This is a genomic window from Vogesella indigofera (genome assembly GCF_028548395.1).
Classification (GTDB): domain Bacteria; phylum Pseudomonadota; class Gammaproteobacteria; order Burkholderiales; family Chromobacteriaceae; genus Vogesella; species Vogesella indigofera_A.
The window spans coordinates 139,056-164,994 of the sequence record NZ_JAQQLA010000012.1; the positions used below are offsets into that span (position 1 = coordinate 139,056).

The 25,939-nt window shown below is 62.1% G+C and carries 26 protein-coding genes; 13 read left to right on the forward strand and 13 right to left on the reverse strand.

What is annotated here, in order from left to right; translation table 11 throughout:
- The first annotated feature begins 137 nt into the window (after window positions 1–137).
- From argA to ettA, 5 genes are all read left to right on the forward strand, one after another.
- Window positions 138–1,445, forward strand: a complete 1,308-nt coding sequence (argA, locus tag PQU89_RS16370; RefSeq protein WP_047966218.1) for an amino-acid N-acetyltransferase — start codon at window positions 138–140, stop codon at window positions 1,443–1,445.
- Between the two features lie 88 nt (window positions 1,446–1,533).
- The gene (locus PQU89_RS16375; protein ID WP_189352884.1) at window positions 1,534–1,803 is read left to right on the forward strand and encodes an oxidative damage protection protein; all 270 of its coding nucleotides are present in this window, start codon (window positions 1,534–1,536) and stop codon (window positions 1,801–1,803) included.
- Window positions 1,804–1,866: 63 nt separating this feature from the next.
- Entirely contained in the window at window positions 1,867–3,924 is a 2,058-nt protein-coding gene (gene ppk1 / locus PQU89_RS16380; RefSeq protein ID WP_272766729.1) for a polyphosphate kinase 1, read from the forward strand.
- Between the two features lie 101 nt (window positions 3,925–4,025).
- Window positions 4,026–4,511, forward strand: a complete 486-nt coding sequence (locus tag PQU89_RS16385; RefSeq protein ID WP_272766730.1) for a DUF456 domain-containing protein — start codon at window positions 4,026–4,028, stop codon at window positions 4,509–4,511.
- Between the two features lie 104 nt (window positions 4,512–4,615).
- Complete coding sequence (gene ettA, locus PQU89_RS16390) at window positions 4,616–6,283, forward strand: energy-dependent translational throttle protein EttA (protein WP_272766731.1); 1,668 nt, start codon at window positions 4,616–4,618, stop codon at window positions 6,281–6,283.
- Between the two features lie 71 nt (window positions 6,284–6,354).
- Here the strand turns inward: ettA and PQU89_RS16395 are convergent, their stop codons facing one another.
- The 3 genes from PQU89_RS16395 to PQU89_RS16405 all read right to left on the reverse strand — a co-directional run bounded on the left by PQU89_RS16395 (window position 6,355) and on the right by PQU89_RS16405 (window position 8,745).
- Window positions 6,355–6,978: a hypothetical protein gene (locus PQU89_RS16395; protein WP_272766732.1), complete on the reverse strand. Its 624-nt coding sequence runs from the start codon at window positions 6,976–6,978 to the stop codon at window positions 6,355–6,357.
- A gap of 821 nt (window positions 6,979–7,799) precedes the next feature.
- A complete protein-coding gene (locus PQU89_RS16400; protein ID WP_272766733.1) occupies window positions 7,800–8,372 on the reverse strand; it encodes a phasin family protein in 573 nt (190 codons plus the stop codon).
- 133 nt (window positions 8,373–8,505) lie between these two features.
- Window positions 8,506–8,745 carry a hypothetical protein gene (locus PQU89_RS16405; RefSeq protein WP_272766734.1) on the reverse strand — a complete coding sequence of 80 codons (240 nt, stop codon included), beginning with the start codon at window positions 8,743–8,745 and terminating at the stop codon, window positions 8,506–8,508.
- Here PQU89_RS16405 and minC point away from each other — a divergent pair.
- Genes minC through PQU89_RS16425 form a run of 4 tightly spaced genes read left to right on the forward strand, consistent with a single transcriptional unit; the run spans window position 8,745 to window position 11,494 of the window.
- Complete coding sequence (gene minC, locus PQU89_RS16410) at window positions 8,745–9,455, forward strand: septum site-determining protein MinC (protein WP_272766735.1); 711 nt, start codon at window positions 8,745–8,747, stop codon at window positions 9,453–9,455. The genes PQU89_RS16405 and minC overlap by 1 nt on opposite strands.
- A 29-nt stretch (window positions 9,456–9,484) precedes the next feature.
- The gene (minD, locus tag PQU89_RS16415; RefSeq protein ID WP_047966226.1) at window positions 9,485–10,297 is read left to right on the forward strand and encodes a septum site-determining protein MinD; all 813 of its coding nucleotides are present in this window, start codon (window positions 9,485–9,487) and stop codon (window positions 10,295–10,297) included.
- Between the two features lie 2 nt (window positions 10,298–10,299).
- Window positions 10,300–10,560, forward strand: coding sequence for a cell division topological specificity factor MinE (minE, locus tag PQU89_RS16420; RefSeq protein ID WP_047966227.1), 261 nt, complete (start codon window positions 10,300–10,302; stop codon window positions 10,558–10,560).
- A gap of 4 nt (window positions 10,561–10,564) precedes the next feature.
- Window positions 10,565–11,494 carry a LysR substrate-binding domain-containing protein gene (locus PQU89_RS16425; protein ID WP_272758883.1) on the forward strand — a complete coding sequence of 310 codons (930 nt, stop codon included), beginning with the start codon at window positions 10,565–10,567 and terminating at the stop codon, window positions 11,492–11,494.
- A gap of 95 nt (window positions 11,495–11,589) precedes the next feature.
- On the opposite strand, the gene fabG is transcribed toward PQU89_RS16425, so the two are convergent.
- Both fabG and PQU89_RS16435 read right to left on the reverse strand, forming a co-directional pair.
- Window positions 11,590–12,330, reverse strand: coding sequence for a 3-oxoacyl-ACP reductase FabG (fabG, locus tag PQU89_RS16430; protein WP_047966229.1), 741 nt, complete (start codon window positions 12,328–12,330; stop codon window positions 11,590–11,592).
- 296 nt (window positions 12,331–12,626) lie between these two features.
- Window positions 12,627–14,258, reverse strand: a complete 1,632-nt coding sequence (locus tag PQU89_RS16435) for an ABC-F family ATPase (RefSeq protein WP_272758884.1) — start codon at window positions 14,256–14,258, stop codon at window positions 12,627–12,629.
- 170 nt (window positions 14,259–14,428) lie between these two features.
- Between PQU89_RS16435 and dapA the strand changes: the two genes are divergently transcribed.
- Entirely contained in the window at window positions 14,429–15,304 is an 876-nt protein-coding gene (gene dapA, locus PQU89_RS16440) for a 4-hydroxy-tetrahydrodipicolinate synthase (RefSeq protein ID WP_272766736.1), read from the forward strand.
- A gap of 12 nt (window positions 15,305–15,316) precedes the next feature.
- Complete coding sequence (bamC, locus tag PQU89_RS16445) at window positions 15,317–16,459, forward strand: NlpB/DapX family lipoprotein (RefSeq protein WP_272766737.1); 1,143 nt, start codon at window positions 15,317–15,319, stop codon at window positions 16,457–16,459.
- A gap of 122 nt (window positions 16,460–16,581) precedes the next feature.
- Here bamC and PQU89_RS16450 read toward each other — a convergent pair whose 3' ends face one another.
- Window positions 16,582–16,776, reverse strand: a complete 195-nt coding sequence (locus PQU89_RS16450) for a hypothetical protein (RefSeq protein WP_082133648.1) — start codon at window positions 16,774–16,776, stop codon at window positions 16,582–16,584.
- A 263-nt stretch (window positions 16,777–17,039) separates the two neighbouring features.
- Window positions 17,040–18,167: a ribosomal protein uL16 3-hydroxylase gene (locus PQU89_RS16455; protein WP_272766738.1), complete on the reverse strand. Its 1,128-nt coding sequence runs from the start codon at window positions 18,165–18,167 to the stop codon at window positions 17,040–17,042.
- Between the two features lie 128 nt (window positions 18,168–18,295).
- On the opposite strand from PQU89_RS16455, the gene PQU89_RS16460 reads away from it, so the two are divergent.
- Window positions 18,296–18,775, forward strand: a complete 480-nt coding sequence (locus PQU89_RS16460) for an FKBP-type peptidyl-prolyl cis-trans isomerase (RefSeq protein ID WP_047966234.1) — start codon at window positions 18,296–18,298, stop codon at window positions 18,773–18,775.
- A gap of 31 nt (window positions 18,776–18,806) precedes the next feature.
- On the opposite strand, the gene PQU89_RS16465 is transcribed toward PQU89_RS16460, so the two are convergent.
- From PQU89_RS16465 to PQU89_RS16490, 6 genes are all read right to left on the reverse strand, one after another.
- Window positions 18,807–19,502 (reverse strand): phosphatase PAP2 family protein, encoded by a 696-nt coding sequence (locus tag PQU89_RS16465; RefSeq protein WP_373322823.1) that lies wholly within the window; start codon window positions 19,500–19,502, stop codon window positions 18,807–18,809.
- 26 nt (window positions 19,503–19,528) lie between these two features.
- The gene (gene prmC, locus PQU89_RS16470) at window positions 19,529–20,344 is read right to left on the reverse strand and encodes a peptide chain release factor N(5)-glutamine methyltransferase (protein ID WP_272766740.1); all 816 of its coding nucleotides are present in this window, start codon (window positions 20,342–20,344) and stop codon (window positions 19,529–19,531) included.
- A gap of 3 nt (window positions 20,345–20,347) precedes the next feature.
- Window positions 20,348–21,790 carry a magnesium transporter gene (mgtE, locus tag PQU89_RS16475; protein ID WP_272766741.1) on the reverse strand — a complete coding sequence of 481 codons (1,443 nt, stop codon included), beginning with the start codon at window positions 21,788–21,790 and terminating at the stop codon, window positions 20,348–20,350.
- 205 nt (window positions 21,791–21,995) lie between these two features.
- Window positions 21,996–22,679 carry a monofunctional biosynthetic peptidoglycan transglycosylase gene (mtgA, locus tag PQU89_RS16480; RefSeq protein WP_047966237.1) on the reverse strand — a complete coding sequence of 228 codons (684 nt, stop codon included), beginning with the start codon at window positions 22,677–22,679 and terminating at the stop codon, window positions 21,996–21,998.
- Window positions 22,680–22,682: 3 nt separating this feature from the next.
- Window positions 22,683–23,504, reverse strand: a complete 822-nt coding sequence (aroE, locus tag PQU89_RS16485) for a shikimate dehydrogenase (RefSeq protein ID WP_272766742.1) — start codon at window positions 23,502–23,504, stop codon at window positions 22,683–22,685.
- Window positions 23,505–23,604: 100 nt separating this feature from the next.
- A complete protein-coding gene (locus tag PQU89_RS16490; RefSeq protein WP_272766743.1) occupies window positions 23,605–24,054 on the reverse strand; it encodes a rhodanese-like domain-containing protein in 450 nt (149 codons plus the stop codon).
- 316 nt (window positions 24,055–24,370) lie between these two features.
- On the opposite strand from PQU89_RS16490, the gene glnA reads away from it, so the two are divergent.
- Complete coding sequence (glnA, locus tag PQU89_RS16495; RefSeq protein ID WP_272766744.1) at window positions 24,371–25,789, forward strand: type I glutamate--ammonia ligase; 1,419 nt, start codon at window positions 24,371–24,373, stop codon at window positions 25,787–25,789.
- Window positions 25,790–25,939 lie beyond the last annotated feature (150 nt).

Consider the following 25,939-nt stretch of genomic DNA (forward strand, 5'->3'; position numbering starts at 1 on the left):
CCGCGACCGGTCCCCGGCGGCGGGCAGCGCCGAGCCGCTAGCGTGCCGCAGCGCGCACGCCGGTGCCGGCACTGTCTATAAAGCCATCATTCCTGCTAATCTTGCGTTTTTGTGGCTGTCTACCTGTGGGGCCCATCATGCTGCACCCTGATTTTGTGCTCGCCTTTCGCGAGGCGGCGCCTTACATCAACGCCTTTCGTGGCAAAACCTTCGTCGTCGCCGTCAATGGCGAGAGCCTGGCGCGCGGCAACCTGTACGGTCTGGCGCAGGACCTGAACCTGCTGGTCAGCCTCGGCGTGCGCATCGTGCTGGTGCACGGCGCGCGGCCGCAGATCGACGAACAACTGCGCCTGCGCGGCATTGCGCGCCACTTCCACCAGGGCCGCCGCGTGACCGACGGCCCGACGCTGGAGGCGGTGAAATCGGCGGTCGGCGGCTTGCGCCATGATCTGGAAGCCTTCCTGTCGATGGGGATGCCCAATTCGCCGATGCACGGCGCCCACCTGCGCGTCGCCGGCGGCAACTTCGTCACCGCGCAGCCACTGGGCGTGATCGACGGCGTCGACATGCAGTACAGCGGCCGCGTGCGCAAGATCGATACCGAGGCCATCAACGAGCGCCTCAACCGCGGCGAGCTGGTGCTGACCTCGCTGATCGGCTACTCGCCGACCGGCGAGGCCTTCAACATGACCATGGAAGAGGTCGCCTGCCATACCGCCATCGAGCTGAAGGCGGAAAAGCTGATCTTCCTGGTGCAGGGCCACGGCCTGGTCGATGCCGACGGCGTGCTGCACAACGCCATCTCCGCCGACCAGGCGGAGGCGATCTACCAGCGCGGCATCAGCAGCGAGGAGTGCCGCCTCAGCCTGCCCTACGCCATCCGCGCCACCCGCGAGGGCGTGGTGCGCTCGCACCTGGTCAGCCACGACGACGACGGCGCGCTGCTGGTGGAACTGTTCACCGACTACGGCACCGGCACCATGATCGCGCGCGATTCGCTGGTCAAGATCCGCGAGGCCAGCATCGAGGACGTCGGCGACATCCTGGCGCTGATCCGCCCGCTGCAGGAACAGGGCATCCTGATCAAGCGCAGCCGCGAACACTTGGAAATGCAGATCCGCAACTACTCGGTACTGGAACACGACGACCGCATCGCCGCCTGCGTCGCGATGCTGCCGTTCCCGGAAGACGGCATGGCCGAGCTGGCCTGCCTCGCGGTCAGCGCCGACCGCCGCAACAGCGGCTTCGGCGACCTGCTAGTACAGCACGTGGAGCAGCGCGCGCGGCTGTACGGCTACAAGGCGCTGTTCATCCTCACCACCCAGACCGCGCACTGGTTTGCCGAGCGCGGCTTCGTTGCGGCCAACATCGAGCAGCTGCCGCAGTCACGCCGCGAGCTGTACAACCACAACCGCCGCTCCAAAGTGCTGATCAAAGCCTTGTAAATGGCGGCGGCGGCACAAAGTTTGGTGACCTGTCATCTCTGTGACACAATTAGTCTCTATCGTTTCGACACTTCTCAAGGAATTCACCATGGCACGAATGGTCAACTGCGTTAAGCTCGGTCGCGAAGCCGAAGGCATGGACTTCCCTCCGCTGCCCGGCGCACTGGGTCAGCGCATTCTGGAAAACGTCTCCAAGGAGGCGTGGCAGGGCTGGCTGCGTTACCAGACCATGCTGATCAACGAAAACCGCCTCAGCCTGGCCGATGCCCGCGCCCGCCAATATCTGGCTGCGCAGCTGGAAGCCTACTTCTTCGGCCAGGGGGCCGATCAGGTCGCCGGCTTCACGCCGCAGCAGTAACAAACGACCGCGCCCTCCCCGTGAGGGCTTTTTTTTACTCCCGCACCAGTACCAATGCATAAAATGCCGACGACACACGAAAACCTGCTTAACCGCGAACTGGCCCTGATCGAGTTCAACCGCCGCGTCATGGCGCAGGCCGAAGAGGAACGCCTGCCACTGCTGGAGCGCCTGAAATTCCTCTGTATCGTGTCGTCGAACATGGACGAGTTTGCCGAGGTGCGGGTGGCGTGGCTGAAGGAAGCGGCACAAGTCACCCCGGATCGCATCCTCGCCGACGGCAGCAAGCCGGCCGAGGTGCTGACCCGGCTGTCCGAGGCCGCCCATGCGCTGGTGCGCGAGCAATACCGTCTGCTGCGCGAAGAAATCTTTCCGGCGCTGCGCGCCGAAGGCATCATCTTCATGCGCCGCAACGAGTGGGACAGCGAACAGAAAGCCTGGATCCGCGACTACTTCTTCCGCGAACTGATGCCGATCCTGACCCCGATCGGGCTGGACCCGTCGCACCCGTTCCCGAAACTGCTCAACAAGAGCCTGAACTTCATCATCGAGCTGGAAGGCGCCGACGCCTTCGGCCGCGAGTCCGGCATAGCCATCGTGCAGGCGCCGCGCATCCTGCCGCGGGTGATCAAGCTGCCGGCCAAGCTGTGCGGCGGCAACCAGCACAGCTTCGTGTTCCTGTCTTCCATCCTGCACTCGCACGTGCAGGAGCTGTTCCCCGGCATGACGGTAAAGGGCTGCTACCAGTTCCGCGTCACCCGCGACAGTGACCTCAACGTCGACGACGACGACGTCAAGAACCTGCGCACCGCGCTGCAGGGCGAACTGCGTCAGCGCCAGTATGGCGACGCGGTACGGCTGGAGATCGCCGACACCTGCCCGACGCACATGGAAGAATTCCTGCTGCACACCTTCAACCTGCAGCAGCAGGACATCTACCGCGTCGACGGCCCGGTCAACCTGGTGCGTCTGATGCAGGTGCCGGACAAGGTCGACCGCCCAGACCTGAAATTCGCGCCGTTCGAAGCCACGCTGCCGCCGGCACTAGCCAAGAAGACGCCGCTGTTCGAGGCCATCCGCAAGAGCGACATCCTGCTGCACCACCCGTTCCAGTCGTTCCAGCCGGTGATCGACATGCTGGTCAACGCCGCTACCGATCCGGAGGTGGTGGCGATCAAGATGACGGTGTACCGCACCGGCACCGATTCGGTACTGATGGAGTCGCTGATCGCCGCCGCCCGCGCCGGCAAGCAGGTAACGGTGGTGGTGGAACTGATGGCGCGCTTCGACGAAGAGGCCAACATCAGCTGGGCGTCGCGACTGGAAGACGCCGGCGCGCACGTGGTGTACGGCGTGTTCGGCTACAAGGTGCACGCCAAGATGCTGCTGGTGGTGCGCCGCGAGGAAGGCCAGCTCAAGCGCTACGTGCATCTGGGCACCGGCAACTACCATCCGCGCACCGCGCGGCTGTATACCGACTTCGGCCTGCTGACCTGCAACGAGGACATCGTCAGCGACGTCAACGACCTGTTCGTGCAGATCACCGGCCTCGGCCGCGCCGGCGAGCTGAAGCACCTGTACCAGTCGCCGTTCACGCTGCACAACATGATCATCAGCGCCATCGACCGCGAGATCGCCCACGCCCAGGCCGGCAAGCCGGCGCAGATCATCGCCAAGATGAACGCGCTGCTGGAGCCGCAGGTGATCCAGGCGCTGTACCGCGCCAGCCAGGCCGGGGTCAAGATCAGCCTGATCATCCGCGGCGTGTGCGCGTTGCGCCCCGGCGTGGAAGGGCTGTCGGAGAACATCACCGTGCGTTCCATCGTCGGCCGCTTCCTCGAGCACACCCGCGTGTTCTACTTCTACAACGACAAGGCCGAGGACATGTACATCGCCAGCGCCGACTGGATGGGGCGCAACTTCTTCCGCCGCATCGAGACCTGCGTGCCGATCCTCGACATCAAGCTGAAGCGCCGCATCATGAAGGAAGGGCTGCGCATCTACCTCGACGACAACACCAACGCCTGGGAAATGCAGGCCGACGGCAGCTATCGCCGGCGCATGGCGCGCGGCAAGGGCCGCTGCGCGCAGGAAACCCTGCTGCAGGAATACAGCAGCTGACCGGCTGCCAGCCGCAAGGTTGGCCGCAACACACGGCGCGGGCGGAACTTCTGCCTCGCGCCGTTTTCTTTGTTTCTCCCCCTGTTGCCTTCGGAGACCCCATGGACCTGTCCCTGCTCTGGTATCTGCTGTCCATCCTGCTGGTGCTGATCGGCCTCGCCGGCACCATCTACCCCGCCCTGCCCGGCCTCGGCCTTCTCGCCGCCGGTTTCCTGCTGGCGGCGTGGAACGGCAACTTCGTGCACGTCGGCTTCTGGCCGCTGACCACCATCGTCCTGCTCGCCGTGGCCGGCATGGTGATCGAGAGTGCCGCCAGCCTGCTCGGCGCCCAGAAAAGCGGCGCCAGCCGCGAGGCGCTGATCGGCGCGCTGATCGGTGGCCTGGTCGGGCTGTTCTTCGGCCTGTTCGGCGCCATCGCCGGGCCGGTGCTCGGCGCCGTCATCGGCGAGCTGATCGCACGCCGCAACCTGCCGCAGGCCAGCCGCGTCGGTGCCGCCACCTTCCTCGGCTTTCTGGCCGGCACCGTCGCCAAGATCGCCTGCGCCTTCGCCATGCTCGGCGTGTTCATCCTCGCGCTGCTGTTCTGAGCCGGTTGCGGCCAACGTTGGCCGCACGGCACGGACACGCCGAATTTGCTACACTTCCCCGGTTAATCTCCCTATCGCAATCCAGCAGGAATCAAGCACAACCTATGGCTCAATACGTGATGTCCATGCTCCGCGTGAGCAAGATCGTTCCCCCGAAACGCCAGATCATCAAGGACATTTCGCTGTCCTTCTTCCCCGGTGCCAAGATCGGCCTGCTCGGCCTCAACGGTGCCGGCAAATCCACCGTGCTGCGCATCATGGCCGGTGTCGACAAGGAGTACGACGGCGAGGTGCAGCATCTGGCCGGCGTCAAGATCGGCTACCTGGAGCAGGAGCCGAAGCTCGACCCTGACAAGACCGTGCGCGAGGAAGTGGAAAGCGGCATGGGCGACGTGATGGGCGCGCAGAAGCGGCTGGAAGAGGTGTACGCCGCCTACGCCGAAGAAGACGCCGATTTCGACGCGCTGGCCGAAGAACAGGCCAAACTGGAGGCCATCATCTCCGCCGGCGCCGGCGACAACGTGCAGCTGCAGCTGGAACTGGCCGCCGACGCGCTACGCCTGCCGCCGTGGGACGCCAAGATCGGCCCGCTGTCCGGCGGTGAAAAACGCCGCGTGGCGCTGTGCAAGCTGCTGCTGTCGCAGCCGGACATGCTGCTGCTGGACGAACCGACCAACCACCTCGACGCCGAATCGGTGGAGTGGCTGGAGCAGTTCCTGGTGCGCTTCCCCGGCACAGTGGTCGCCGTCACTCACGACCGCTACTTCCTCGACAACGCCGCCGAATGGATCCTGGAGCTGGACCGCGGCGAAGGCATCCCGTGGAAAGGCAACTACTCCAGCTGGCTGGAGCAGAAGGAAGCGCGCCTGGAGCTGGAAAGCAAGCAGGAAGGCGCGCGCATGAAGGCGATGAAGCAGGAGCTGGAGTGGGTACGCCAGAATCCGAAAGGTCGCCAGGCGAAATCCAAGGCGCGTCTGGCCAAGTTCGAGGAGCTATCCAGCCACGACTACCAGAAGCGCAACGAGACCCAGGAAATCTTCATCCCGGTGGCCGAGCGCCTCGGCAACGAAGTGATCGAATTCGACGGCGTGTCGAAAGGCTTCGGCGACCGCCTGCTGATCGACAACCTGTCATTCAAGGCTCCGCCGGGTGCCATCGTCGGCATCATCGGCCCCAACGGTGCCGGTAAGTCGACGCTGTTCAAGATGATCGCCGGCAAGGAACAGCCGGACAGCGGCACCGTGAAGATCGGCCAGACCGTGCAGATGGCCTTCGTCGAGCAGCACCGCGACACGCTGGAAGGCGACAAGACCGTGTTCGACGACGTCTCCGGCGGCCTCGACATCCTCAACGTTGGTCGCTTCGAGATGTCCAGCCGCGCCTACCTCGGCCGCTTCAACTTCAAGGGCGGCGACCAGCAGAAAAAGGTCGGCATGCTGTCCGGTGGCGAACGCGGTCGCCTGCACCTGGCCAAAACCCTGCTCAAGGGCGGCAACGTGCTGCTGCTGGACGAACCGTCCAACGACCTGGACGTGGAAACCCTGCGCGCGCTGGAAGACGCGCTGCTGGAATTCGCCGGCACCGTGTTCGTGATCTCCCACGACCGCTGGTTCCTCGACCGTATCGCCACCCACATCCTGGCGGCGGAAGGCGAATCGCAGTGGACCTTCTTCGACGGCAACTATCAGGAATACGAAGCCGACAAGAAGAAACGTCTGGGCGAAGAAGGCGCCAAGCCGAAGCGCATCCGCTACAAGCCTATCGTGCGCTAAGCACGACGCCGGCTGGTAGCAGTCGCAAAAAAACCCCGCTTGTTGCAAGCGGGGTTTTTTCCTGTAGAGGCTTAGACAATCATGTACGGAGCGTCACCGCCTTCACGACGGGCAACCATGTACGGCGCATCACCGCCTTCACGACGCGCAACCATGTACGGCGCATCACCGCCTTCACGACGCGCAACCATGTACGGGGCATCGCCGCCTTCACGACGGGCGACCATATACGGGGCATCGCCGCCTTCACGACGGGCGACCATGTACGGGGCGTCACCACCTTCGCGACGCGCAACCATGTACGGGGCGTCGCCGCCTTCACGACGCGCAACCATGTACGGGGCATCGCCGCCTTCACGACGCGCAACCATGTACGGGGCGTCGCCGCCTTCACGACGGGCGACCATGTACGGGGCGTCGCCGCCTTCACGACGCGCAACCATGTACGGGGCATCGCCGCCTTCACGACGGGCGACCATGTACGGGGCGTCGCCGCCTTCACGACGCGCAACCATGTACGGGGCGTCGCCGCCTTCACGACGCGCAACCATGTACGGGGCGTCGCCGCCTTCACGACGCGCAACCATGTACGGGGCGTCACCGCCTTCACGACGGGCGACCATGTACGGCGCATCACCACCGTCACGACGGGCGATCATGTATGGAGCATCGCCGCCATCACGTTTCGCAGTCATCTCTACATCTTGCTGCTGCACAGCAGCAGGGGCAGCGTAAACCGGAGCAACAACACTGGCCAGCACAACAGCGATAGAGGTAATTAGCAGCTTTTTCATGATCAATATCCTTTTATTTAAATTGGTAGCTTTGATTGTTTCAGCATTTGATTCGAATAATTTGTACAGCTATTTTATGGTGCTAGTAACGACGGGCTTCAGGTCAGCCTGTACCGACAATGACCACAGAAGCAATGCTGTAACTATACGACTGGTCTAATTCTATTAATAGCGAAGTAAACTGAATGTCTTGTTCAGATTTTGCGAACTAGCCGGAGCCGGCATCAGCGGGCCGTGGTGGCCAGCATTTGCAATGCAGCAACGGCGATATGAGAAAGACGGTGGAAACGGCAGGCCGAGCACTCGCCACCGCGCCGGACCCGCGAAACCATAACGGCGGCGGCACTGCGGCCAACGTTGGCCGCAATGCAAAAAGCCCGCGCAGCGCAGCACGGGCTTATGGCAGACAAAAAAAGGGGTACGGCCCACCACCGTACCCCAAACACACACATCAAGAGGAAAAGCGTCGTTTGCCTGCCAGCGCCAAATCAATCCCTGATCCGACACCTTGCTTGCTCGCCACAGGCAAACTCAGATCAGCGGCGCCGCTTGCCGACACCGCTCACCTCATACCGAGAGCATAGCCGGTGGCGGCAATCGTGCTTTGATGCACGTCAAGCGCGGCACAGTGCCGCCGCCAACGGCCAGTAGAGAAGGCAGAAACGAAAAAACCTCCCGTGCAGGCACGGGAGGTTTCGGTCAAACCGAATGATGCGTGTCGATCAGGCAGAAGCGGACGGCGTCGCCTTGCGGGTACGGCTGACCGCAGCAGAGGCGGCCTTGGCCGAGGTTTCGGCCGCTTCAACGCTGGCTTCGGCAAACTCGGAACCGACTTTCTTGGCGGTCTTGGCGGCGCTTTCGAAGGCCGCGTTGCTGGAAGTCACGATATTCTTCAGCGCCTGTACCGCAGCGTCGGAACCGGTCGGTGCGTTTTTCGCCAGACGGTCGATCACATCCAGGACGTTCTTGTTGGTTTCGGCAACCTGCTCTTCCACGAAGGAAGTCAGCTCGGTCTGGGCCGCCAGCGTGACATCGTAGACTTCACGTGCCGCGGCGAAGGCCTTGTCCAGGCTAGGCTGGGTCAGGCTGCTCTGGAATTCGGCCAGCGCTTTCGGATCCTTGATCGCCGACAGCTGCTTCAGCGTCTGGGCATTCTCGGCCAGCAGCTTGCGCGACATTTCCAGCTGCAGGGTTGCCAGGCGCTCGGCGCTGGCCAGCAGGATGCCGGAAAAACGGACGGCTTTGTCGAACTGCGACTGACCGAAAGCGGAAAACTCTTGTGCAGTAGTAAACATGATTAATCCTTTTCGAAAAATGAAACACTCAGCAGCAATATCGTCTTGAAACTCGTCGTTGCCGCATTGCAACAGCTTGCATTATTGTGTTGCACCGCATCAATGTCAATCATTTTGTTGCAGCGCAACATCGCTAAGTTGCTATTTTTACAACAGCAAACACATTCATCATGGCAGTCATGCATTGCAGCAGTGTGTCCGGCCGGTGACCACCGTGCGCACCGGCAAGCGTCGCCAGCAAGCACGCCCTCGCCGTAGCAGTCACCGTGATCTGCGGTACCGGCAATGACACCAGCCTTTGATTGAAAGGCTCAGGACAAAGCGATACACTCCAGCCATAAAATAAATCTATCCATCCGGCGATAAAATCCAATGAGTTCTGCGGCCAACCTTTTCGACATCAAATCCGCCAGTCTTGACCTGCTGGCCATCGTGCTGCGCAGCACCGACCTGCCCGCCCTGCAAGCCGCCATCCAGCAACGTTTCAACAGCCACGAGCCCGAGCCCTTCGTGCTGGACATCGAGCAGCTACCGGCGCCGGATAGCAACACCCTGGCCCCTGTCTGCGCCATGCTGCAGCAACACGGCCTGCACATTGCCGCCGTCCGCCACCGCGATACGCAATACGCCGCCCTCGCCCACCGCCTAGGCTTGCCGTTCATCAGCGGCAGCGGTGGCGGCAAGAGCAGCGCGGAAAGCGTCAGCGCGCCGGCAGCGGCGGCCCCCGTCGCGGACAGCATCCTGCCGACGCCGACCATGATCATCGACCGTCCAGTGCGCGCCGGACAGCAGATCTACGCCAAGGGCGGCGATCTGGTGGTGCTGGAGATGGTCAGCGCCGGCGCGGAACTGATCGCCGACGGCAGCATCCATGTCTACGCGCCGCTGCGCGGCCGGGCCCTGGCCGGTGCCCGCGGCAACACCGCGGCGCGCATCTTCGTCAAGAGCATGGAAGCCGAACTGGTTTCCATCGCCGGCGTGTACCGCACCATCGAACAGGACTTGCCGCAGAGCATCAAGGGCAAGCCGACCCAGATTTATCTCGAACAAGAGCGCGTGGTCATGATCCCGCTCGACAAATAACCAGCATCGTTATTCCAAGGATCGATATCGTGGCAAAAATCATCGTTGTGACCTCCGGCAAGGGTGGTGTCGGCAAAACCACCACCAGCGCCAGCTTTGCATCCGGCCTCGCCCTGCGCGGCCACAAGACCGCCGTGATCGACTTCGACGTCGGCCTGCGCAACCTGGACCTGATCATGGGCTGCGAGCGTCGCGTGGTGTACGACCTGATCAACGTGATCAATGGCGAAGCCAGCCTCAACCAGGCGCTGATCAAGGATAAGCACTGCGACAACCTGTACGTGATGCCGGCGTCGCAGACCCGCGACAAGGACTCGCTCAGCCGTGAAGGCGTGGAAACGGTACTGAAGAACCTGGACGAAATGGGCTTCGAGTTCATCGTCTGCGATTCGCCGGCCGGCATCGAAAAAGGCGCTCTGATGTCGCTGTACTTTGCCGATGAAGCCATCGTGGTCACCAACCCGGAAGTGTCATCGGTACGCGACTCCGACCGCATTCTCGGCATCCTGTCGTCGAAATCGCGCCGCGCCGAAGAAGGCCGCGAGCCGGTGAAGGAACACCTGCTGATCACCCGCTACTCGCCGGCCCGCGTCGACAAGGGCGAGATGCTGTCGGTGGAAGACGTGAAGGAAATCCTGCGCATTCCACTGATCGGCGTGATCCCGGAATCGCAGGCCATCCTACAGGCGTCCAACTCCGGTACCCCGGCGATCCACATCAAGGGTTCCGACGCCGCCGAAGCTTACGGCGATGTGGTGGCCCGCTTCCTTGGCGAGGACCGTCCGATGCGCTTTGTGGAAGCGGAAAAAATCGGCTTTCTGAAACGACTGTTTGGAGGCTAGCCATGTCCCTGATCGATATGATTTTTGGCAAGCGCCAGAAAACGGCCTCCATCGCCCGTGAACGCCTGCAGATCATCCTGGCGCACGAACGCGACGGCAAGACCGGCGCGCCGGACTACCTGCCGGCGCTGCAGCGCGAGCTGATGGAAGTGATCTCCAAGTACGTGGCGGTGAACCAGGACGACATCAAGGTGCACCTGGAACGCCAGGACAACTTCGAGGTACTGGAAGTGAACATCGTCCTGCCGGAACACCAGCGCTGACACCATGACTCTGACCGAACTGCGTTATATCGTCGCGGTGGCGCGCGAGCGCCACTTCGGGCGGGCGGCCCAAAGCTGTTTTGTCAGCCAGCCGACGCTGTCGATCGCGATCAAGAAACTGGAAGACGAGCTGGGGGTCACCCTGTTCGAGCGTGGCGGCCAGGAGGTGAGCGTCACCGAAATCGGTGAACGCATCATCGAACAGTCGCAGCGAGTGCTGGAGGAAGCGGAGACGGTGAAGCGCCTGGCCGGCGAGCACCAGAACGAGCTGGCCGGGCCGCTGAAGCTGGGGGTGATCTTCACCATCAGCCCCTACCTGCTGCCGAAGCTGATCCCGGCACTGCGCATCCTGGCGCCGGAAATGCCGCTGATCCTGGAAGAGAACTACACCGCGCGGCTGGCAGAAATGCTCAAGCGCGGCGAAGTCGACGCCATCATCGTCGCCGACCCGTTCGACGAAGCCGGCACGGTGGCGGTGCCGCTGTACGACGAAGAATTCGTCGTCGCCACCCCCAAGGGCCATCCGTGGGAGAAGCGTGACGCGGTGCGCTCGTCCGATCTGGCCAGTGAAAGCGTGCTGCTGCTGTCGCAGGGCAACTGCTTCCGCGACCACGTGCTGCAGGCCTGCAGCGAGGTGGCCAGCCGCCAACACCAGAACAACGGTCTGGCCGCGTCGCTGCAGGGCAGCTCGCTCAACACCATCCGTCACATGGTGGCCAGCGGCATGGGCGTCACCGTACTGCCGCAGACCTCGGTGTCGGCGGCGGATGAAGGCCTGCTGTCCATCATCCCGTTTGCCGCCCCGGTGCCGCAGCGCCGCGTGCTGCTGGTTACCCGCAAGCAGTTTTTCCGCAAGCAGGCGATCCACACCCTGCAGCAGGCGGTGTTCCGCTCCGGCCTGAACGGCGTCACCATGCTGGAGCACGAGGCCTGAACCACTGCCCGTGATCTGGCAACAGGCATGAAAAAAGGTTGGCCGCAATTGCGGCCAACCTTTTTTACGTGCGGCAAGCTGCCGCAGCAGGCGGCTTACAGTGTCAGGCCACCGGTCACTTCGATGGCGGCACCGTTGATGTAGCTGGCTTCGTCGGAAGCAAGCCAGGCGTAGACGTTGGCGATTTCTTCCGGCTGCGCCATGCGCTTCATCGGCACCTTGTCTTCCATCGCCTGGATCACCTTTTCCGGCATCGACTTCAGGATAGGAGTGGCAACAAAGCCCGGGCACACCGCGTTGGCGCGAATGCCCTTCTTGCCCAGTTCCTTGGCCCAGGTCTTGACGAAACCGATGACGCCGAACTTGGAGGCGGCATAGTTGGTCTGGCCAAAGTTGCCGTACACACCCACGACCGAGGATGCGTTGAGGATCACACCGGCACCCTGCTCGATCATGGTGTCGACCACGGCCTTGGTACAGTTGTAAACACCCTTCAGGTTGATGTCGATCACCTTGTCGAACTGGTCTTCGCTCATCTTGATCAGCTGTGCATCCATCACGATGCCGGCGTTGTTGACCAGTACGTCGATGCGGCCGTAGCTGCTCTTCAAGGCACCAACCATGTCGGCGATCTGCGCCTTGTTGGTCACGTCCACCTGATAGCCGACGGCTTCGCCACCCAGGGCTTTCAGCTCTTCCACCACGGCATTGACTGCATCCATATTGATGTCACAAACCGCTACGATGGCGCCTTCCTTGATGAATTTCTCTGCAGTAGCCTTACCGATACCACTGGCACCACCGGTGATGATGGAGACTTTCCCTTTCAAGCGCATGATTTTTCCTTTGCTAGGTTGCAGGCAACCCGATTGTCGAACGGATATTCCTCCACCACCGACCTTCGAGATTCAAGTCCCTGTTTTTCTCTGTCTTTTGTTATGGCTTTGACATTGCACTGCGGCATCCTGTTTTGCAACGCACAACATCTTGCGCTGCAATATAGCGCAAGGCTGTCGCCAACGTAAAGCAATCGCTCTAAGAAGCTGACGTGGGCGGCAAGGGCTGTTGCGGCCAACCTGCACATAAAAAAACAGGCAGCGCTAGCTGCCTGTTTTGTATGGGATTGTGGGAATTACTCCAGGCCCTTGCTGGACAGGTATTCCTCGTAATCGCCGGTGTAGTAGTCGTAACCGCCCTTGCCATCCAGTTCCAGGATCTGGGTGGCCAGCGAGCTGACGAACTGGCGGTCGTGCGACACGAAAATCAGCGTGCCCTTGTACTTTTCCAGCGCCATGTTCAGGGCTTCGATCGACTCCATGTCCATGTGGTTGGTCGGTTCGTCCATGATCATCACGTTCGGCTTCTGCAGCAGCAGCTTGCCATACAGCATGCGGCCCTTTTCACCACCGGACAGCACGCGCACCGCTTTTTCCACATCGTTGCCGCCGAACAGCAGGCGGCCCAAGGTGCCACGGATCACCTGCTCGTCGTCGCCGTCCTGACCCCACTCACGCATCCACTCCGTCAGCGTGCGGTCGCTGTCGAACTCGGCTTCGTGATCCTGGGCAAAGTAGCCGATCTGCGCCTTCTCTGCCCATTTCACCGTGCCGTAATCCGCAGTCAGGCCTTCCGCCAGCACCGGATCGAAGGCACCGGCCAGCATTTTCACCAGCGAGGTTTTACCGGCACCGTTAGGGCCGATGATGGCCAGCCGCGCACCGGCCTCGAGGATGAAGTTCATGTCCTTGAACAGCACCTTGTTGTCGTAGGCCTTGCTCAGCGACTGCACTTCCACCGCCTGACGATGCAGCTTGAAGCGTTCGTCCATTTCGAAGCGAATGAATGGGCTCTGGCGGCTGGAAGGCTTCACTTCCACCATTTCCGACTTCAGCTTGTCGACCTGCTTCAGACGCGAGGTAGCCTGACGGGCCTTGGACTTGTTGGCGGAGAAGCGGGCGGCAAATTCCTGCAGGTCCTGGATGCGCTCCTTAGCCTTGGCGTTGGAGCTGAGCTGACGTTCGCGCGCCTGGGTGGAGGCAATCATGTAGTCATCATAGCTACCCGGGTAGATACGGATGGTGTTGTAGTCCAGATCCGCCATGTGGGTGCAGACCGAGTTCAGGAAGTGACGGTCGTGCGAGATGATGATCATGGTGGAGTTGCGCTCGTTCAGCACATGCTCCAGCCAGCGGATGGTGTTGATGTCCAGGTTGTTGGTCGGTTCGTCCAGCAACAGGATGTCCGGGTTGGAGAACAGCGCCTGCGCCAGCAGCACGCGCAGCTTCCAGCCCGGTGCCACTTCGCTCATCGGGCCGAAATGCTGCTCGGTGGCAATGCCGACCCCCATCAGCAGTTCGCCGGCGCGCGCCTCGGCGGTGTAGCCATCATATTCGGCAAACTTGGCCTCCAGTTCGGCCGCGTGCATGTAGTCGTCTTCGGTGGCCTCCAGGTTGGCGTAGATGGCATCGCGCTCGCTCATCGCCGCCCACATCTCGGTGTGCCCCATCATGACCACATCGATCACGCGCTGGTCTTCATAGCCGAACTGGTCCTGGCGCAACTTACCCAGGCGCAGGCCGTTCTCAATGGCGACTTCGCCACTGGTTTGCTCGAGGTCTCCCCCGAGAATTTTCATGAAAGTCGATTTGCCGGAACCGTTGGCGCCGATCAGGCCATAACGGTTACCTTCACCAAATTTGACGGAAACCTTCTCGAAAAGCGGCTTGGCGCCGAACTGCATGGTAATGTTGCTTGTCGTAATCACTCGATCATTCCTCAGCCAGTCACTGCATGTACCGGAAAACCCTGCATTTTACCACAAACACCCTCTGCAATCAGGGTGTTGCGGCCGGTACATCTTTGCTTTCGCAGCTGCCTCGGAATTCCGCTACAATCGAACACCATTTAAACCCTTAACCAGAATAGGCAGATCTTATGCTTACCGGTAGCCTCGTTGCGCTGGTCACCCCGATGTTCGAGGACGGCCAGGTCGATTTTGAATCGCTGAAACGTCTCGTAGATTTCCACATCGATAACGGTACCGACGGCATCGTGGCCGTGGGTACCACTGGCGAATCCGCCACCCTGGGCGTGGAAGAACATATCAAGGTCGTGGCGGCCGTGGCCCAACACGCCGCCGGCCGCATTACCGTCATTGCCGGCACGGGTGGCAACTCCACCAGTGAGGCCATCGAACTGGCGGCTCTCGCCAAGCAGGCCGGCGCCAGCCATTCGCTGTCGGTCGTGCCGTACTACAACAAGCCGACCCAGGAAGGCATCTACCAGCACTTTCGCACGATCGCCGAAGCGGTGGAACTGCCGGTCATCCTGTACAACGTACCGGGCCGTACCGTGGCCGACATGAGCAACGACACCGTGCTGCGCCTGAGCGAAATCGGCAACATCGTCGGCCTGAAAGACGCTACCGGCGACATCGGCCGTGCCTGCGACCTGATCAAGCGCGTGCCGCAAGGTTTCAGTCTCTACTCCGGCGACGATCCGACCGGCATGGCCTTCATGCTGTGCGGCGGCCACGGCGTGATCTCGGTCACCTCCAACGTTGCCCCCAAACTGATGAGCGCCATGTGCCAAGCCGCCCTCGCCGGCAATGTCGCCGAAGCGCGCCGCATCAATGACAAGCTGCAAGGTCTGCACAAGTTCCTGTTCGCCGAGCCGAATCCGATCCCGGCAAAATGGGCACTGCACCGCCTCGGCCTGATGCCAGCCGGCCTGCGCCTGCCGCTGACGCCGCTCACCGATGCCAGCGTTTCCCTCGTCGAACATGCGATGCAACAAGCAGAGGTGCTGTAACCCGTGAATGCCATGATGAAAAAAGCCCTGCTCACCGGTGTCGTCTCCTCGGCACTGCTCTCCGGCTGCGCCAGCAGCGGCCCGGACAGCGCCATCGCCTACAAGTCCGACGCACCGGCAGCCAAACGCTCGCTGGAAGTACCGCCAGACCTGAGCACACCGCAACAGCAAGACCGCTACCCACTGCCGGTGGTCAACAGCAACGGCAGCAGCACCGCTCCCGCCGATGTTGCCCTCAACAACAAGGTTGCGGCCAACGTGGTGGTCAGCGCCGACCAGAAAGCCAAGGCGCAAATCGAACGCGCCGGCAGCCAGCGCTGGATCAGCGTGGAAGGCAAGAGCCCGGCACAAGTCTGGCCACTGCTGAAGGCCTTCTGGCAGGATAACGGCTTCGTGATCCAGACCGAAGAACCGGATGTCGGCCTGATGGAGACCGACTGGGCGGAAAACCGCGCCAAGCTAGGCCGCGACCCGGTGCGCAACCTTCTGGAAAACATCGGCCTGGGTTCGGTACTGTCCACCCCGGAACGTGACCGCTTCCGCATCCGCGTCGAACAGTCCGCCACCGGCACCGACGTGTTCTTCACCCATCGCGGCATGTACGAGATCTACATCAACGAAGCGAAGGATGCCACACGCTGGCAGCCGCGTCCGGCCGACCCGGAGCTGGAAGCGGTATTCCTGTCGCGCTTCCTGGTCCGACTAGGCGTGGATGAAGCCACTATCGCGCAAAATGCCCGCAAGCTGGAGGCCAGCGCCAATCCGGTCGCCAGCAGCAAGGTTCGCAGCGAAGGCGGCGACATCATTCTTGCCGACAGCTTCGAGCGCAGCTGGCGCCGCGTCGGCCTGGCACTGGAACGCCAGGGCCTGGCTATCGTCGACCGCGACCGTTCGATGGGCGTCTACTTCGTCAGCCCGGTACAGGACGAGGCGCTGAAGGCGACCGAGAACAACAGCGGCGGCATCTGGTCCTCGCTGGCCTTCTGGCAGGACAAGGAAAAAGCGTCCGAGCCGATGCGCGAGCAACTGCGCATCGAACTGAAGCCGGCCGATGCGGAGCAGACCCGTATCAGCATCCGCAACAGTCAGGGCACACCGCTGTCGGCCAAGCAGCTGCAGGCGCTGCAGCAGAAACTGCTCAACGAACTGCAGTAAGCCCACCCGGCAAGCAAAAAGCCCGCGATCGCGGGCTTTTTTCATGCTTGCCAGCGGCGCAGCCGCTGGCGACAGACGTAAAAAAACCGGCGCTAGCGCCGGTTTTTCTTGCTAACTCAGAATTACTGAGCAGCGGAAGCAGCTGGAGCGGAAGCGTCAGCAGCGGAAGCGTCAACTGCTGGAGCGGAAGCTTCAACAACTTCAGGAGCGGAAGCTTCTACAGCTGGAGCGGAAGCTTCAACTGGAGCTTCTTCTTTTTTGCCGCAAGCGGACAGAGCAACGGCCAGCAGAGCAGCAACGAGGAGCGACTGTTTCATTTGTAAATACCTTTGAAAGCGAGTGTTGAACAAGACGTTTAAACTACTACTTTCTCAAGCAAGAAAAGTGTGATGAGGAAGTAGTGCAGATTTAATCAGTGCGCGAATTGTAGCATGAAAAAATTTGCTGAAAAGGGGGTAAACAATAATTTATTGCGAATATCAGACACGATTCTGCGGCGATGCAACAACAGAATAATTTAGGGTCAAAACAATATACGCACCAAGTCCGCTACCCGCAACATTGTAGACAATGTCCTTTTTCAGTTTTCGCCGGCTGGCTGCCACCAACCGGTATGGTAACCCTCTAATAATAAAGGCATCATTGACGGTGACAGCTGCTGCGGAGATATACGGCGCCGGTTGGCCAACTGTTGCCACGCCGCGACATCGCCCGCAGGCACCGGCAGCGCCTCTCCGTTGCAGTACAGCATGTCATCAGCGTAAAGAATCAGTGTTTTCAGATCCAGCTCCACCCCTGTTGCCACTACCGCAGCAGCGAACTCGTCTTCGTCCAGCTCCTCTTCCGGCGCCTCGTAGAACACGTGCGGCTTCGGTTCCGTCAGGTAATGACCGAGAAAATCGGTCACCGTGTGGCGATCCCAGCTGATCTGCGACAGGATGCGGCCAACCTGCTCCACCATGCTGTCGTCCAGCCGTGCCGGTTCCTGCGGTGGCCGCAGCTCTGGGTCGGCATATCTGCCATCAATACAAATTCTGTCCTGCAGGTAAACCAAGAATTCGGTCGCCAACTCCTGTGCGGACGGCGCCCTGAAGCCGATCGAGTAAGTCATGCCCGGCTCCAGCGCCACGCCGTAATGGGCGTAGCGCGGCGGCAGGTACAGCATGTCGCCGTGCTCCAGCACGAACTCCTCTTCCATTCGGAAGTCCTTCAGTACCTTGATAGGCGCATCCTCGATGAAGGCTTCGTCCTGCTGCGAGGAGATCTGCCAGTGCTTGCGGCCGCCGACCTGCAGCAGGAACACATCGTAGGAATCGAAATGCGGGCCGACGGTGCCGCCGGGCGGGGCATAGCTGATCATCAGGTCATCCAGCCGGGCATAAGGCATGAAATCGAAACGCCACAGAATGTCGGCAATATGCGGCAGGTGATGGTTGACGTTCTGCACCAGGATGGTCCAGTCGCTTTCCGGCAGGCGGCGCAAGCGGCCGGGGCGGAACGGGCCGCGCTCCAGCGACCACTTGCCCTGCTTGAACTCGATCAGTCGCGACTCGACATCCTCGCTGCGCGACAGCTCGGTCAGCCACGCCAGATCAACCGGCGTCCCGACATCCGTCAGCGCACCGCGGATCAGCAGCGGCTTCTTGTGCCAGTAGTCCTGCAAAAAGGTTTCGGCGGTCATGCCGCCCAACAGATCAATCGCTTTCATGTCAGAATCTCGTTGTGCCATCTGGCAATGGTTTACAATAGGGGATGCCGATTATGACCCTTCGTGCTGGCAGCGCCCGGCTCTGGGTCAAACATCGTTATCATTCTTTATCTTTACGGTACCGCCACATGCAAATCGTCAAAAACTCCGTTGTCACCATCCACTACGAAATGTACGACGCTGACAACAACCTGCTCGACAAGACGGAAGAGCCGATCGCCTACCTGCATGGCGGCTACGATGGCATTTTCCCGATGGTGGAAGAGGCGCTGCACGGCAAGAACGTGGGCGAATCCATCACCGTCACCATGACGCCTGACGATGCGTTTGGCGAACCGGAAGAAGAGCTGGTTCGTGTCGAGCCGCTGGACGTACTGCCGGAAGAAGTCGAAGTCGGCATGATGTTCGAGGCTGACGATCCGGAGACCGGCGACGTGATCCTGTTCCGTGTGACCGACGTTGCCGACGGCAAGGCGGTACTGGACGGCAACCACCCACTGGCCGGCCTGACCATCCGCTTCGTTGCCACCGTGGCCGAAGTACGTCCGGCATCGGCAGAAGAAGTGGCACACGGCCACGCCCACGGCGAGCACGGTCACCACCACTAAGCCGCGGCTGACGTGCACGACAAAACGGGGCTCAGGCCCCGTTTTTCTTTGGCCGCAGCAACTGCAGCGCGGCCAGCAATGTCAGCAGATTGAACAGCACATAGGCCTCGTTCGGCGGCGACCGCCACAATTTCCAACCACTATACAGCAGCAGTACCAGCCCCAGGCTACGCAACAGCGCCGGCGTCCATGCAGCCGGCCAGGCCGGCCACTGCCGTCGCACGCAAAACAGCGCGATGGCCCAGCCCAATGCGGCGCCGACCAGCACATCCAGCGGCCAGTGCACGCCGATGGCGATACGCGACCAGCACACCAGCAGCACCAGACCCATCAGCCCAGCCTGCCAGCACCAGCGCCCCCCCTGCGCCATCACCCCGGCCAGCAGCGCGCTGGCGATGGCATGGCCGGAGGGAAAGGCGCCGTTGGCTGGCAGCACATCCAGCAACTGCACGCTGCCCGCCGGCAACACCAGGAATGGACGCGGCACGGCGAACGCCGCCTTGAGCAGGATGGCACTGCCGATGCCTAGCAGCACCGCCACCACCAGCGACGGCAACAGCGGTGGGCGCCGCTGCGCCAGCAGCAACAAGGCAGCGATCACCAGCGACCACTCGCCGAACATGCTGAGCAAACGCCACAGCAGCGCCGGCAACACCGCGCCGGCGTGGTGCAACTGCAAAAACAGCGCCTGATTGCGGCCACTCAGCAGTAGCAGCAGCGCCAACACTCCGCACGCGGCAACAAAGCCGCGACTCACGCGCGGCAGCCCAGCGTCACGCGGTCATTGCCGGCCAGATCCGGCAGCGTCGCCACCTGCTGCAACCCGGCCGCAGCAAACAGCGCGCGACAGGCCGCACCCTGGTCGTAGCCATGCTCCACCAGCAGCCAGCCGCCGGCGACCAGCCGCGCCGGCGCCTGCGCCGCAATCTCGCGCAGGCAATCCAGGCCGTCGTTGCCGTCGGTCAGCGCCATGCGCGGCTCGAAGCGAACATCGCCCTCATCCAGATGGTGATCCTGCGCGTCGATATACGGCGGATTGCTGACGATGGCATCGAACATCGCATCCGCCGGTAGCGGCGCCAGCCAGCTGCCCAGATGAAAACCGACCGTGGCGCCAAGGTTGGCCGCATTGTGCTGCGCCACCGCCAGCGCTGCCGGAGACAGGTCCACGGCACTGAGCTGCCACAGCGGCGCCTCCAGTGCCAGCGTCACCGCGATGGCGCCACTGCCGGTGCCGAGATCGACCACCCGCGCGCGACGATTGCGGCCAACCTTGTCCAGTGCCGCGTCGACCAGGTGTTCGGTTTCCGGGCGCGGAATCAGCACCGCGGGGCTGACGCGGAACGGACGGCCATAGAACTCGCGCTCGCCGAGCAGGTAGGCCACCGGCTCGCCGGCCAGCCGCCGCTGCGCCAGCGTGGCAAACGCCTGCCACTGCTGCAAGGTCAGCTCGTCGGGGGCGAACGACACCAGCTCGGCGTGACTAAAACCGGTCACTGCCGACAGCAGCAGCCGCGCCTCCAGGCGGGGCAGTTCGAAGTGGCGCAAGGCCTCGTTGATCGTCTTCATCGTCTAGAGCAGAAACAGGCTGGCGAGGCCGAGAAAAATGAAAAAGCCGCCGGAATCGGTACAGGCGGTGATCAGCACGCTGGAGCCGACCGCCGGATCCTTACCGAAACGCTCCATCATGGTCGGGATCAGCACTCCCATCGACGCCGCCAGCATCAGGTTGAGGGTGGTGGCCGCCAGCATCACCAGCCCCAGCGAGAAATTACCGTACAGCAGCCACGCCAGTACGCCCAGCGCCGAGCCCCACACCAGGCCGTTGATCACGCTGACGCCCAGCTCCTTGCGCCACAGACGCTGCGCCTGCCCCGGCTGCAACTGCCCCATCGCCAGCGCCCGCACGATCATGGTAATGGTCTGGTTGCCGGAATTGCCGCCGATGCCGGCAACGATCGGCATCAGCGCCGCCAGCGCCACCAGCCTCTCGATCGAGCCTTCGAAGGCGCCGATCACGCGGCTGGCAACGAAGGCGGTGCACAGGTTGATCGCCAGCCACGCCCAGCGGTTTTTTACCGAGTCGATCACCGGCGCGAACAGGTCTTCCTCTTCCTTCAGACCGGCGAGGTTCAGCGCCTCGGTTTCCGATTCCTCGCGGATCACGTCCACCATCTCGTCGACAGTGAGGCGGCCAACCAGCACACCGTGTTCGTCGACCACCGGCGCGGTCACCAGGTCATAGCGCTCGAACGCCAGCGCGGCATCGGCGGCGTCCTCGTCGGGGTGGAAGCTGACCACCTCGGTCGCCATCACCTCCTCTACCAGCCGCTCCGGATCGCACACCAGCAGGCGGCGTATCGGCAGCACGCCCTTGAGCACACCGTCTTCGTCGACCACGAAAATCTTGTCGGTCTGGCTCGGCAATTCGTCGAAACGGCGCAGGTAGCGCAGCACCACTTCGCAGCTGACGTCCGGGCGGATCTTGACCAGCTCGTAGTCCATCAGCGCGCCGACCTGTCCCTCTTCATAGGATAGTGCCGATTGCAGCTGCTGGCGCTCTTCTTCGTCGAGGCCGCCCATCACCTCGTACACCACCTGCCGCGGCAGATCCGGGGCGAGGTCGGCAAGATCGTCGGCGTCGAGCTGTTCGGCGGCGGCCACCAGCTCGTGCTGCTCCATCGACTCGATCAGCGATTCGCGTACCGCGTCGGACACTTCCAGCAGGATTTCGCCTTCATCCTCGCTGTCGACCAGATCCCACACCAGCAGGCGGTCGTCCAGCGGCAGGGCTTCGAGGATGTAGGCGATATCCGCCGGGTGCAACGATTCGAGCTTGTGCTCCAGCTCGACCAGGTTCTGCTTGTGGACGAGCGATTCCACCAGGTCATGCTTGGGCATGTCCTGGCGATGTACGAGGTCCTCGACCAGTCGCTGGCGCTCGATGAGGCGCTGCACCTGGTTGAGGTTATCCTGCAGACGATCGGTTGGTTGTTTTTTGTCGATAACCGTCATGCACGTCTCCTGCCGCCCGTGGCGGAGTGAGTGCAATCCGGTAACAGGCGGGGTTATTGACTAGCCAAAAAGGTAGTGGTGGTTATGAGATAACTGGGTAAGTCCATGCGTTTCAGCTGCGCGTATCGCAGCGATCACGAAAGAAGCCGAAATTGTAGCATGCGAATGTGACAGCCAGCCACCGCGACGGCCGGCCGTCACCGGCTCAGGGAGCGAGCGCCTGCGACATGCGGCGCTGGATGATGCGGGTCTTGCGGGCCAGACCCTGGGCATTGCGGTGAGTGTCGTAGTAGCGCGGGTTGGGCACCATCGCTGCCAGCTTGGCCGCCTGTCCGCTCGACAGCCGGGCGGCTGAGGTGCGGTAGTAGTGACGCGCGGCGGCCTCGGCGCCGAACACGCCGTCACCCCACTCGATCACGTTGAGGTAGATCTCCAGGATGCGGCGCTTGTCGAGCACCGCCTCCAGCATCACGGTGATGAACGCCTCGTCTATCTTGCGCCACGGCGTCTTCTTGCTGGACAGGAACAGGTTCTTCGCCAGCTGCTGGCTGATGGTGGAGCCGCCGGCGACAATGCGGCCCTGCTTCAGGTTCTTCTCGAAGGCGACCTCGATGCCTTCCCAGTCAAAACCCTCATGGTCGACAAACTTGGCGTCCTCGGCCGCGATCACCGCCCGCTTCAGGTTGCCGGAGATGCGGTCATACGCCACCCAGCGATGGCGCAGTTCGGCATCGGGGTCGTCTTCCTGCAGCCGCGACAGCTGCGCGTCCATGAACGAGCTGCTGGACGGATTGGCATGCCGCCAGTAGACGATATGGCCGAAGATCCACAGGTAGTACAAAAAAAGAGCGGTCAGGACGACCGCTCCGATCTTAAGGAACCAACGCATGACTCAGGCCAGTACCTCGCGCAGCATATTGGTGACCTTGCGCGTGGCCGGCTGAATGCCGCGCCAGATGCGAAACGACTCCGCAGCCTGCTCCACCAGCATGCCGAGGCCGTCGGCCAGCATGCCGGCATTCTCGGACTGCGCGCGGCGCAGGAACGGCGTCAGGCCGCGGCTGTACACCATGTCGTAGGCCAGCGAGCGGCCGCTGAAGATACCGGCCGGGATCGGTGGCAGCTCATTGGACAGGCTGGTCGAGGTGCCGTTGATGACGATGTCGAACTGGCGGCCTTGCAGCGCGTCGTAACCGACCGCCTCGATGCCGCCCAGCGCGCGGAACTGGTAAGCCAGCGATTCCGCCTTGATCACGGTGCGGTTGGCGATGGTCAGCGCCTGTGGCTGCTGCGCCAGCAGCGGCTGCAGCACGCCGCGCACCGCGCCACCGGCGCCCAGCAGCAGCACCCGCTGGCCGGTCACCGGCACGTCGAGGTTATCGACGATGTCGCGCACCAGGCCGGTGCCGTCGGTATTGTCGCCATAGATCCGGCCGTCGCGCAGCGTCAGGGTGTTGACCGCCTCGGCCAGACGCGCCGCTTCGGTCACCTCGTCGGCAAAGCGGAAGGCGTCGCCCTTGAACGGCAGCGTCACGTTGAGGCCCTTGCCGCCATTGGCGAAGAAGGCCTGCACCACCGGCACGAACTGGCCGAGCTCGGCAAACAGTTTTTCGTAATTCATGTCCTGCCCGGTGGCCTGGGCGAATTCGGCATGAATGAACGGCGACTGGCTGTGCGATATGGGATTGCCGATCACGGCGTAACGATCAGTCATGATTTACATCTCTTCAGAATAGGAATAAGGCAAAGCCGGTGGCAGCCGCTCGACCAAAAACACACTTTGCCTTGTCAGGCCGGAAACTGCAAGCCGTGGCTCAACCCTGAATCCACGGCAGGCCGTGCGCCTTCCAGCCATTGACGCGGCCGCGATGCTGCTCGGCATCGCGATCGCCCTCGAAACCTTCCAGAATATTGTAAACCTCGGCATAACCTGCCTCTGCGGCCAACCTTGCCGCCTCGTCCGAGCGCGCGCCGGAGCGACAGATGAACAGCACGGTCTTGTCCGTGCCGACCTGCTGCTGCAGCTGGCTGACAAAGGCGGCGTTCGGCACCATGCCGGGGTAGGCACGCAGCTCGACGCGCACCGCCTCCGGAATCACGCCGACAAACTGCCATTCCGCCGCGCTGCGCACATCGACGATCACCGCCTGCGGCAGCGACTGGCGCACCGCCCACGCCTCCGACGGCGTCAGTGCGCCGCTGTAGGTCAGCCCCAGTTCACTGCCGCGCGACTGTGCTGTTGCCAAAATGGTTTCTACTGTCATGGGGAGGCTCCTGTGTAACGCGCTAATAATGGTCAGACCCTTACAGTAATGCAGTGTTCAACGACTGTCATCACGCGGCCGGCACCGCAAGCGCGGTCCAAAAGCGGGCATTGGCACCATCAGGCACCAGCTTGGTGCGATTTGCACAATAATGGCACCACTGTCGTGCAACAGTGCCGCGGCAGGTGCCGGCAAATGTGGCAAAATGGGCTTTCCCACGCCCGCATACAGCTGGCACGCTTCATGCTTTTACCCCGGTACATAAATTTGTGCCATCCAGATTGATGCACTTAGCTAGCTCATTTAGGAGATCACCATGGCGGTTGCAGACGTAGTCAAGCTCATCACCGAAAACGACGTAAAATTTGTCGACCTGCGCTTTACCGACACAATGGGTAAAGAACAACACGTGACCATTCCTGCTCACGTGCTGCTGGACGATGCCGACGCATGGTTCGAGAACGGCCACGCGTTCGACGGCTCCTCCATCGCCGGCTGGAAAGGCATTCAGGCCTCCGACATGCTGCTGATGGCTGACCCTGCCACTGCCAAGATCGATCCGTTCTTCGACGAACCGACCGTCTTCATGTCCTGCGACGTGATCGACCCGGCCGACGGCAAAGGTTACGACCGCTGCCCGCGTTCGGTTGCCAAGCGCGCCGAAGCCTACCTGAAGGCCTCCGGCATTGGTGACACCGCCTACTTCGGTCCGGAACCGGAATTCTTCATTTTCGACAGCATCACCTGGGGCACCGACATGTCCGGCTGCTTCGTGAAGATCAAGGCCGAAGAAGCTGCCTGGGCTTCCGCTGAAGAATTCGAAGGCGGCAACACCGGTCACCGTCCGGGCGTGAAGGGCGGCTACTTCCCGGTACCGCCGGTTGACTCCTCGCAAGACATCCGCTCGGCCATGGTGCTGCTGCTGGAAGAGCTGGGCGTACCGGTAGAAGTTCACCACCACGAAGTGGCCACCGCCGGCCAGAACGAAATCGGCACCAAGTTCAGCACCCTGACCCAGCGTGCCGACTGGACCCAGATCCTGAAGTACGTGGTACACAACGTAGCTCACAGCTACGGCAAGACCGCGACCTTCATGCCGAAACCGATCGTTGGCGACAACGGTTCCGGCATGCACGTGCACCAGTCGATCTGGAAAGACGGCAAGAACCTGTTCGCCGGTGACGGCTACGCCGGTCTGTCCGATCTCGCCCTGTACTACATCGGCGGCATCATCAAGCACGCCAAGGCGCTGAACGCGATCACCAACCCGGGCACCAACTCCTACAAGCGTCTGGTTCCGCACTACGAAGCACCGGTGAAACTGGCCTACTCCGCCAAGAACCGTTCCGCCTCGATCCGTATCCCGCACGTGGCCAGCCCGAAAGGCCGCCGCATCGAGGCGCGCTTCCCGGATCCGCTGGCCAACCCGTACCTGTGCTTCGCCGCGCTGATGATGGCCGGCCTGGACGGTATCCAGAACAAGATCCACCCGGGCGATGCCGCCGACAAGAACCTGTACGACCTGCCGCCGGAAGAAGACAAGCTGATCCCGACCGTGTGCGCGTCGCTGGACGAAGCGCTGGCTGCTCTGGACGCCGATCGCGAGTTCCTGACTCGTGGCGGTGTGTTCTCCAACGAGTGGATCGACGCCTACATCGATTTGAAGATGAAGGAAGTGAACCTGACGCGCATGACTACCCACCCGGTAGAATTCGCGATGTACTACTCGCTGTAAGCTGACGCGCGTTCCGGCACCGTCCGGAACCGTCGCACCGACCCGCAGTGCCATCGGCGCTGCGGGTTTTTCATTGTGCGGCCACGGCCTGCGGCCAACGTTGGCCGCAATCCTTGACCGCCAACTGCGCCCGTCGCCGGCGACAATTTA